Source organism: Jatrophihabitans sp., assembly GCF_036000465.1.
Taxonomy (GTDB): Bacteria; Actinomycetota; Actinomycetes; order Mycobacteriales; family Jatrophihabitantaceae; genus Jatrophihabitans.
The window spans coordinates 143,640-151,555 of record NZ_DASYFV010000011.1; the positions used below are offsets into that span (position 1 = coordinate 143,640).

Consider the following 7,916-nt stretch of genomic DNA (forward strand, 5'->3'; position numbering starts at 1 on the left):
CGTCTTCCTCTCAATTGTCTGTGCTGGCTCAGTTGCCCGTGGTGGCGCCGCGGATGAGCCCGGCGCGCTCCATCGCGGCGTGCGCCGCGGCGATCACGCGATCGGGCGTGAAGCCGAACTGCTCGAACAGGACGTCACCCTCGGCGCTGGCGCCGAAGTGATCGATGGCGATGATCTCGCCGGAGTCGCCGACGATCTCGCGCCAGCCCTGCGACACACCGGCCTCGATGCTGACCCGCGCCTTGACGTCGGGCAGCAGCACCGACTGCTGGTAGCTGCGCGGCTGGGCGTTGAACCACTCGACGCACGGCATGGAGACGACCCGGGTCGACGCGCCGTCGGCCTCGAGCCGCTCGCGGGCCTTGAGGGCCAGCGACACCTCGGAGCCGGTGGCGACGAGGATGACGTCGGGCAGGCCCGTCGACCCCTCCTCGAGGACGTACCCGCCCTTGGCGGCGTTCGCGGCCTTGGCCGGGTCGAGCACGGGCAGGTTCTGCCGCGACAGCGCGAAGCCGACGGGGCCGTCGGTCTTCTCGAGCGCGGCCCGCCAGGCGGCGGCCGTCTCGTTGGCGTCGGCCGGTCGGACGATGTCGAAGCCGGGGATCGCGCGGAGCGCCGCGAGGTGCTCGATCGGCTGGTGGGTCGGGCCGTCGGCGCCGAGCCCGATGGAGTCGTGGGTCCACACGAACAGCGTCGGGATCTTCATCAGCGACGCGAGCCGGACCGGCGGGCGCATGTAGTCACTGAAGACGAGGAATGTGCCGCCGTACGGACGCGTGCCGCCGTGCAGCACGATGCCGTTGAGGATCGCGCCCATCGCGTGCTCGCGGATGCCGAAGTGCAGCGTGCGGCCGTACGGCCCGCCCCGCCACTCCTTGGTCTGGTGGGCCGCCGGGATGAAGCTCGGCTGGCCCTCCATCGTGGTGTTGTTGCTCTCGGCGAGGTCGGCCGAGCCGCCCCACAACTCGGGCAGCGCGTCGGCCAGGCCGCTCAGCACCTTGCCCGAGGCGGCGCGAGTGGACACCGAGTTGGGCTTGCCGTCCTTGAACTCGGGGAAGCTGACCAGCGAGTCGGTCCAGCCGGCCGGCAGGGTGCGGGTGCGCAGGCGCTCCAGCAGCGCGGCCGGGCCGGGGTTCTCCGCGGCCCAGACGTCGAAGTCGACCTGCCACTGCGCGTGGGCGTCGCGCCCGCGCTGCACGACCTCGCGGGCGTGGGCCAGCACGTCCTCGGCGACGTTGAAGTGCACGTCGGGCTCGAAGCCGAGCAGCTTCTTCGTGGCCCGGATCTCGTCCTCGCCCAGGGCACTGCCGTGGGCCTTGCCGGTGTTCTGCTTGGTCGGCGCCGGCCAGCCGATGATCGTGCGGATCGCGATGATCGAGGGCCTGTCGGTGACGGCCCGCGCCGCGGCGATCGCGTTCTCGATGGCGACGACGTCCTCGCCGGAGTCGACGTACTGGGTGTGCCAGCCGTAGGCCTCGTAGCGGGCCAGCACGTCCTCGCTGAACGCGACGGCCGTGTCGTCCTCGATGGAGATGTGGTTGTCGTCGTAGAACAGGGTCAGGTTGCCGAGCTGCTGGTGCCCGGCGAGCGACGAGGCCTCGCTGGAGACGCCCTCCTCGAGGCAACCGTCGCCGGCGATCACGTAGATCTGGTGGTCGAACGGCGACTCGCCGAGCACGGTGTCCGGGTCGAACAGCCCGCGCTCACGCCGGGCGGCCATGGCCATGCCGACCGCGTTCGCAACGCCCTGGCCCAGGGGACCGGTGGTGACCTCGACACCGAGGGTGTGGCCGTACTCGGGGTGCCCCGGCGTCAGCGAGCCCCAGGTACGCAGCGCGCGGAGGTCGTCGAGCTGCAGCCCGTAGCCGGACAGGAACAGCTGGCAGTACTGGGTCAGCGACGAGTGCCCGTTGGACAGCACGAAGCGGTCGCGGCCGATCCAGGTGGGGTCGGTCGGGTCGTGCCGCATGACGCGCTGGTAGAGCAGGTAAGCCAGCGGGGCCAGGCTCATCGCCGTACCGGGGTGGCCGTTGCCCACCTTCTGCACCGCGTCGGCCGCCAGGAGGCGGGCGGTGTCGACCGCTTTCGTGTCGAGATCGGTCCACCAATCGGGGTGCGTCGTCCTGACGCCGTCCGCCGCATCGGTACCAGTGTCGGTCACGGGCGATCATGTCCCTTCGCATCGCAGTGTGTGAGGCGACGTGGGCCGCTGCGTTTCCGACCGCGTTCCGTCGCCAGTTGTCCAGTAAGCCCTACCCATCGTCAGCGTAGCCACATCACGCCCCGCGTATAGGTCCGTGGCCGCAACTGGGAGCGGCGGCCGGATGCGGCCGGTGTTCGGCGGATCACCTGAGCCTGGATGTGGGCCGGGCCGGGCCGACGGCTACCCTGAAGCGGTGACGCAGACCCCGGTGGCGCCCGCTCGCGCGGGCCTCGACGAGGCACCGGCGGCACCCCGGAAGGCGGCCAAGCTCCGCTCGCCGCGCACCCGCGGTCGGCTCGCCGCCTACGTCGCGCTCACCAAGCCCCGCATCATCGAACTGCTGCTCGTCACCACCCTGCCGGCGATGATCCTGGCCGCCGACGGACTGCCCGAGTGGTGGGTCGTCGTCGCGACCATGGTCGGCGGCACGCTCGCGGCCGGCAGCGCGAACGCCCTGAACTGCTACGTCGACCGCGACATCGACGCGCTCATGCGCCGCACCGGGCACCGCCCGCTGGCCCGGCACGAGGTGTCGCCGCGGGGCGCACTCGTTTTCGGCATCGTCCTCGGTGTCGTCGCCGTCGCGACGATGGGCCTGATCACCAACTGGCTCGCCGCCGGCCTCACCGCCGCCGCGATCGCCTTCTACGTCGTCGTCTACACGATGCTCCTGAAGCGGCGCACCGCGCAGAACATCGTCTGGGGCGGCGCCGCCGGCTGCATGCCGGTGCTCATCGGCTGGTCGGCCGTCACCGGCTCGCTGGCCTGGGCCCCCGTCGTCCTCTTCGGCGTCGTGTTCTTCTGGACCCCGCCGCACTTCTGGGCGCTGGCCATCCGCTACCGCGAGGACTACTCGCGCGCCGGCGTGCCGATGCTGCCGGTGGTGGCCGAGCCGATCCGTGTCGCCCGCGAGATCGTCGTGTACGCCTGGCTCACCGTCCTCACCTCGCTCGTGCTGTGGCCGCTGGCGACCGGGTGGATGTACGGCGTGCTGGCCCTGGGCGCGGGGGCCGCACTGGTGTTCGCCGCGCACCGGCTGCACCGGCGCACGGCCCGCGGGCTCGACGCCAAGCCGATGCAGCTGTTCCACCTCTCGAACAGCTACCTCGCCTTCGTCTTCGTCGCCGTCGCGATCGACACCTTCGCCAGGTAGTCAGGCCGGCTTGCGGGCCTGCAGCGTGTAGGTGTGAGCGAGCCGCTCCGGACGGTCCTTGAGCCTGTACTCGGTGTTCGGCAGCTGCTCCATCATCCCGGGCAGCGCGTCCCACGGCACGCTGTCGTGCTCCTCGAACGCCGTGATCGTCAGGCCGCGGTCGAGCAGCGCGGTCATGATCTCCCCTAGGCCGTGGTTCCACCCGGCGCTGCGGGTGTGCTGGAACGCGTGGTCGGTCGTCACGTAGCTGCCCGGCTCGTCCCACACGAGGGGCTCGGCCGTCTCGAAGTAGGGGAAGTCGACGGCGAGCACGCCGTCGGCCCGAGGATCGGCGAGCGACCAGAGCATCGGGTGGCCCTCGCGCAGGAAGAGGCGGCCGCCGGGCGCGAGCAGCGCGTCGACCACCCCGGCCCAGCGGCGGATGTCACCGAGCCAGCACAGCGCGCCGATGCCGGTGAAGACGAGATCGAACGCGCCGCGCGGCAGCAGCTGCGCGGCGTCGTACACCTCGCCCTGCACGTACTCGATCCCGGCGCCGGTGCGGGCGGCGAGCGAGCGGGCCTGCTCCAGCGAGGCGCCGGAGAGGTCGAGACCGCTCATCCGGGCGCCCAGCCGGTGCAGCGACAGGGTGTCGGTGCCGATGTGGCACTGCAGGTGCACCCCGCGCTGCCCCCGCAGGTCGCCCAGCCGTTCGAGGTCGAAGCGCACGACGTCGGACACGAACGTCGGATCGGCGACGAAGCGCTCGATCCCGTACTCCGGCGATTCGGCGTGCGGGCGCGCCCGTTCGTCCCAGTGGGCCCGGTTCAGTTCGGTCCAGTTCGTCACCCGGACGATTCTGGACCACCGGTCACCCGAATTCAGCCGCCCGGGATCGTGACGGTGAACGAACACGTCGAAGACCTTCCCCGGTCCGGCGATGTTGCGGGCCTGGAGGATCACATAGTCGTGCCACCTGGGGGTGGATCGGGCACGGGGAGGACTTCCCTAGGATCGACACATGGCCACCGTTCTGCTCGCGACCTGTGCCGAACTGCCGGAGGCCGACGAGGATGCCGGCGTCCTGGAGGCCGCGCTGGCGCGGCTCGGGGCCGACGCGCGCTGGGCGGTCTGGACCGATCCGGCCGTCGACTGGAGCGCCGGTCTGGTCGTGTTGCGCTCGACCTGGGACTACACGGTCGACGTCGACCGCTTCCTCGGCTGGGTCGAGGGCCTGGACCGGGTGGCGAACGAGCCGAAGGTCATCGCCTGGAACACCGACAAGCTCTACCTGCGCGACCTCGCCGACGCCGGGGTGCCGACCGTGCCGACCGCGTTCGCCGCACCGGGCGATCCGGTGCCGCTGCCGCAGACGGGCCAGTTCGTGCTCAAGCCGTCGGTCGGGGCCGGTTCCCGGGGCGCCGGCCGCTTCGAGGCGTCCCGTTCCGACGACGCTCGCGCCCACGCCGCATCGCTCCACGCGGCCGGGCGGACCATCCTGATCCAGCCCTACCTCGACGCCGTCGACGCCGCCGGCGAGACCGCCCTGATCTACCTGGACGGGGCCTTCAGCCACGCGATCCGCAAGGGCGCGATGCTGCCCGAGACGGTCGCGCACGCCGTCGACGCCGACGTCCTCTACGTCGAGGAGGAGATCTCGGCCCGCACGCCGAGCGCGGCCGAACTGGAGGTGGGCGCCGCGGCCCTGGCCGCGATCCGCGACCGCTTCGGCGCCGACCTGCTCTACACGCGGGTCGACCTGCTGCCCTCGCCCGACGGGCCGGTCGTCGTCGAGCTCGAGCTGACCGAGCCGTCACTGTTCCTCCAGTACGGCGCCGACGCCGCCGACAGCTTCGCCGCCGCGATCGTCGCCCGCGCATGACGGCGGTCACGGCTCCCGTCCCGCCGATGGCGGCCGAGCGGGTGCGCGCCCTGCGCCGGATGAAGCTGATCGCCGGCGGGCTGCTGCTCGGCGCGGCGGTGGTCTTCGTGGTGTGCCGCACCGTCGGCGACGGCGCCGGGGTGTGGGGTTACGTGCAGGCCGCCGCCGAGGCGTCGATGGTCGGCGGCCTGGCCGACTGGTTCGCCGTCACCGCCCTGTTCCGCCACCCGCTGCGGCTGCCGATCCCGCACACGGCGATCATCCCGAGCAAGAAGGACCAGATCGGCGAGGGCTTGGCGTCCTTCGTGCAGCAGTACTTCCTGACCAGCGAGATCCTGAGCGAGCGGGTCACCGCGGCGCGGGTGCCGCAGCGGTTCGGGGAGTGGCTCGCCGAACCCGAGCACGCACGCCGGCTGGCCGACGAACTGGCGCTGGCGGTCAGCGGCACAGCGAGCGTGCTGCGCGACGACGTGCTGCGCGACTCGGTCGCCGCGTTCGCCGACAAGCGGCTCCGCGCGCTGGACATCGCGCCGCTGCTGGCCCGCCTCATCGACGCCGTGTGCGACGCGGGCCAGCACCAGGCCACGCTGACGACCACTCTCAAGGGCACGCTGAAGTTCCTGGAGGCGAACAAGGCCGAGTTCCGCAAGCGGGTCTCGCAGGAATCACCCGAGTGGGTGCCGGACTGGGTCGACGACCGGGTCTTCGCCAAGGGCTTCAGCCTGCTGCAGAGCTTCCTCGCCGACGTCATCGCCGATGACGGCCACGCCCTGCGGCGCGGGTTCGACCAGCAGCTGCGCGAGCTGGCCGAGCGGCTGCGCACCGACCCGGAGCAGATCCGCAAGGTCGAGCTGGGCCGCGACCAACTGCTCGACCACCCCAGCGTGCGCGAGTACCTCGCGAACCTCTGGGACTCGATGAAGAAGCTGCTGCTGGACGAGGCCGGCGACCCCGAGTCGGACCTGCGCCGCTCGGCGCAGTCGCTCACCATCCGCCTCGGGGAGGTGCTGCGCGACGACACGTCGATCGCCGGCAAGGTGAACGAGGCGCTCGAACGGCTGGCCGGGCACGTCGCCACGAACTACGCCGACGACCTCACCGCGGTCATCTCCCTCACGGTGTCGCGCTGGGACACCGAGGAGACGAGCCGCCGCCTCGAGATCCAGGTGGGCCGCGACCTGCAGTTCATCCGCATCAACGGCACGGTCGTCGGCGCACTGGCCGGTCTGGCGATCTACACCCTGACGCAGCTGTTCTGAGCGGTCACTTGCTGGGCTGCGGCACGTTCGGGCAGTTCTCCTTGGGATTCACGCCCAGGTAGTTCAGCGGGCCGGCCACGATCGTGACGACGGTCGTGGTCGTCTTGGCGCAGCTGCCCTTGCCGGACGAGCTGTAGTAGCCCCGCTGGCCCGCGGCGACGGCGCCGATGATGAGCCAGAGGACGACGAGGATGGTGATGATGCGGGCAATTCCGCCGCGGCGGTAGCCGGACTCCGTTGTCATGGCCGGGGTTGTACCCGGCTCGGAGCCCGACGAATCGACCGGTTCGGGCAGGACTTTTGTCCCGATCTTCCACGCCGGATCAGGCGGTGCGGCTGGCGGAACCGAATCGTCGCCCTTCGCGCCGCGTGAAGAATTCATGAAGTCGAAGTCCAACGCACCCATGCCGATATGCGGCCATTGTCGGATGTCAGCTGCATAGGTCCGCCGCGCGGCTACGGACCGCGATGATTCCCATTGCGGTGCGTCAATTCGAGCGATACGGCTTTCACTCAGCAGACATTCAAGCCGCATTCGCAATTGGAGACTCCGGGCGCACTGCGCTGATGCGCCTTTACCACGGACTGCCAATAACGCCAGTCTGTGCGTTAGCCTGTAGCCGCCGGAGGACGGGGGAACCTTCGGTACGGGGGGTGCGGGCGACGATCTTGGATCGTCGCCGGCGCTGCGCTCGCAGGCGCTCCGACGGGTCGAACCACAGGCCGATCGGGTCACTGCCGGGTGTACTGATCGGGGTAAAGCCATGTCCGAAGTACTCAACATCGTTCTCACGGACGACCACATTCTGCTGCTCGACGGGCTCACGTCGATCCTGGGCCGGGCGGGCCACCGGGTCGTGGCCGCCGTGTCCGATCTCTGTGCGCTGCAGGCGCAGACCAGGATGCATCGGCCCGACATCTGCGTGCTGGACAGCCGGGTCGCCGACGCCGACGCGATCGCCGCGATCCCCGGTCTGCTGGCCGGCAATCCGGGTACTCGGGTCGTCGTGCTCACGGCCGACGCGTCGCCACACACCCTGACCCGCGCACTGGAGGCCGGGGCCGCGGGGTACGTCCACAAGACCCGCGGCATAGCAGTCCTGCTCGATGCGCTGAGCCGGGTAGCGCTGGGTGAGGTGGTCGTCGAGGCATCGTTCAACCGCCCCGTCCGCAGCGGGCCGGCGCCGGCCGATCCGCGGGTCGTGCAGCTGGCGAACTACCTGACCCCGCGCGAGCGCGAATGCCTGCGTCTGCTCACGAGCGGGTTCGACACGACCGCGATGGCAGGTTCGCTCGGCGTCTCTCCCACCACGGTGCGTACACACGTGCAGGCCATCCTCATCAAGCTCGGCGTCCATTCCCGCCTGGAGGCGGTGTCGCTCGCGACCCGGCACGGGCTGGTGCGCCCGCTCGACGAGGTCGCCGGCTGACGCTCGGCCG

Annotated in this window: 7 protein-coding genes; 4 read left to right on the top strand and 3 right to left on the bottom strand. The window is 70.9% G+C overall.

Features of this window, described 5'->3' with window-relative positions:
- Nucleotides 1–28: 28 nt before the first annotated feature.
- Nucleotides 29–2,161, bottom strand: coding sequence for a transketolase (gene tkt, locus VGN18_RS04085; protein WP_327538364.1), 2,133 nt, complete (start codon nucleotides 2,159–2,161; stop codon nucleotides 29–31).
- Between the two features lie 235 nt (nucleotides 2,162–2,396).
- Here tkt and VGN18_RS04090 point away from each other — a divergent pair, with 235 nt between their 5' ends.
- Complete coding sequence (locus tag VGN18_RS04090; protein WP_327538365.1) at nucleotides 2,397–3,356, top strand: heme o synthase; 960 nt, start codon at nucleotides 2,397–2,399, stop codon at nucleotides 3,354–3,356.
- On the opposite strand, the gene VGN18_RS04095 is transcribed toward VGN18_RS04090, so the two are convergent.
- On the bottom strand, nucleotides 3,357–4,184 hold the full coding sequence (locus VGN18_RS04095; protein WP_327538366.1) for a class I SAM-dependent methyltransferase: 828 nt from the start codon (nucleotides 4,182–4,184) through the stop codon (nucleotides 3,357–3,359).
- A 172-nt stretch (nucleotides 4,185–4,356) separates the two neighbouring features.
- On the opposite strand from VGN18_RS04095, the gene VGN18_RS04100 reads away from it, so the two are divergent.
- Both VGN18_RS04100 and VGN18_RS04105 read left to right on the top strand, forming a co-directional pair.
- Nucleotides 4,357–5,217 (top strand): hypothetical protein, encoded by an 861-nt coding sequence (locus VGN18_RS04100; RefSeq protein ID WP_327538367.1) that lies wholly within the window; start codon nucleotides 4,357–4,359, stop codon nucleotides 5,215–5,217.
- The gene (locus VGN18_RS04105; protein ID WP_327538368.1) at nucleotides 5,214–6,476 is read left to right on the top strand and encodes a DUF445 domain-containing protein; all 1,263 of its coding nucleotides are present in this window, start codon (nucleotides 5,214–5,216) and stop codon (nucleotides 6,474–6,476) included. Before VGN18_RS04100 ends, VGN18_RS04105 begins: the two co-directional genes overlap by 4 nt.
- A 4-nt stretch (nucleotides 6,477–6,480) precedes the next feature.
- On the opposite strand, the gene VGN18_RS04110 is transcribed toward VGN18_RS04105, so the two are convergent.
- Complete coding sequence (locus VGN18_RS04110; RefSeq protein ID WP_327538369.1) at nucleotides 6,481–6,720, bottom strand: hypothetical protein; 240 nt, start codon at nucleotides 6,718–6,720, stop codon at nucleotides 6,481–6,483.
- 520 nt (nucleotides 6,721–7,240) lie between these two features.
- Here VGN18_RS04110 and VGN18_RS04115 point away from each other — a divergent pair.
- The gene (locus tag VGN18_RS04115; RefSeq protein WP_327538370.1) at nucleotides 7,241–7,906 is read left to right on the top strand and encodes a response regulator transcription factor; all 666 of its coding nucleotides are present in this window, start codon (nucleotides 7,241–7,243) and stop codon (nucleotides 7,904–7,906) included.
- Nucleotides 7,907–7,916: the final 10 nt, after the last annotated feature.

What these genes read in the sequence shown, in the direction of transcription:
- VGN18_RS04100 (WP_327538367.1), top strand. Translation starts at nt 4,357, where the DNA reads ATGGCCACCGTTCTGCTCGCGACCTGTGCCGAACTGCCGGAGGCCGAC.
- VGN18_RS04105 (WP_327538368.1), top strand. Translation starts at nt 5,214, where the DNA reads ATGACGGCGGTCACGGCTCCCGTCCCGCCGATGGCGGCCGAGCGGGTG.
- VGN18_RS04110 (WP_327538369.1), bottom strand. Translation starts at nt 6,720, where the DNA reads ATGACAACGGAGTCCGGCTACCGCCGCGGCGGAATTGCCCGCATCATC.
- VGN18_RS04115 (WP_327538370.1), top strand. Translation starts at nt 7,241, where the DNA reads ATGTCCGAAGTACTCAACATCGTTCTCACGGACGACCACATTCTGCTG.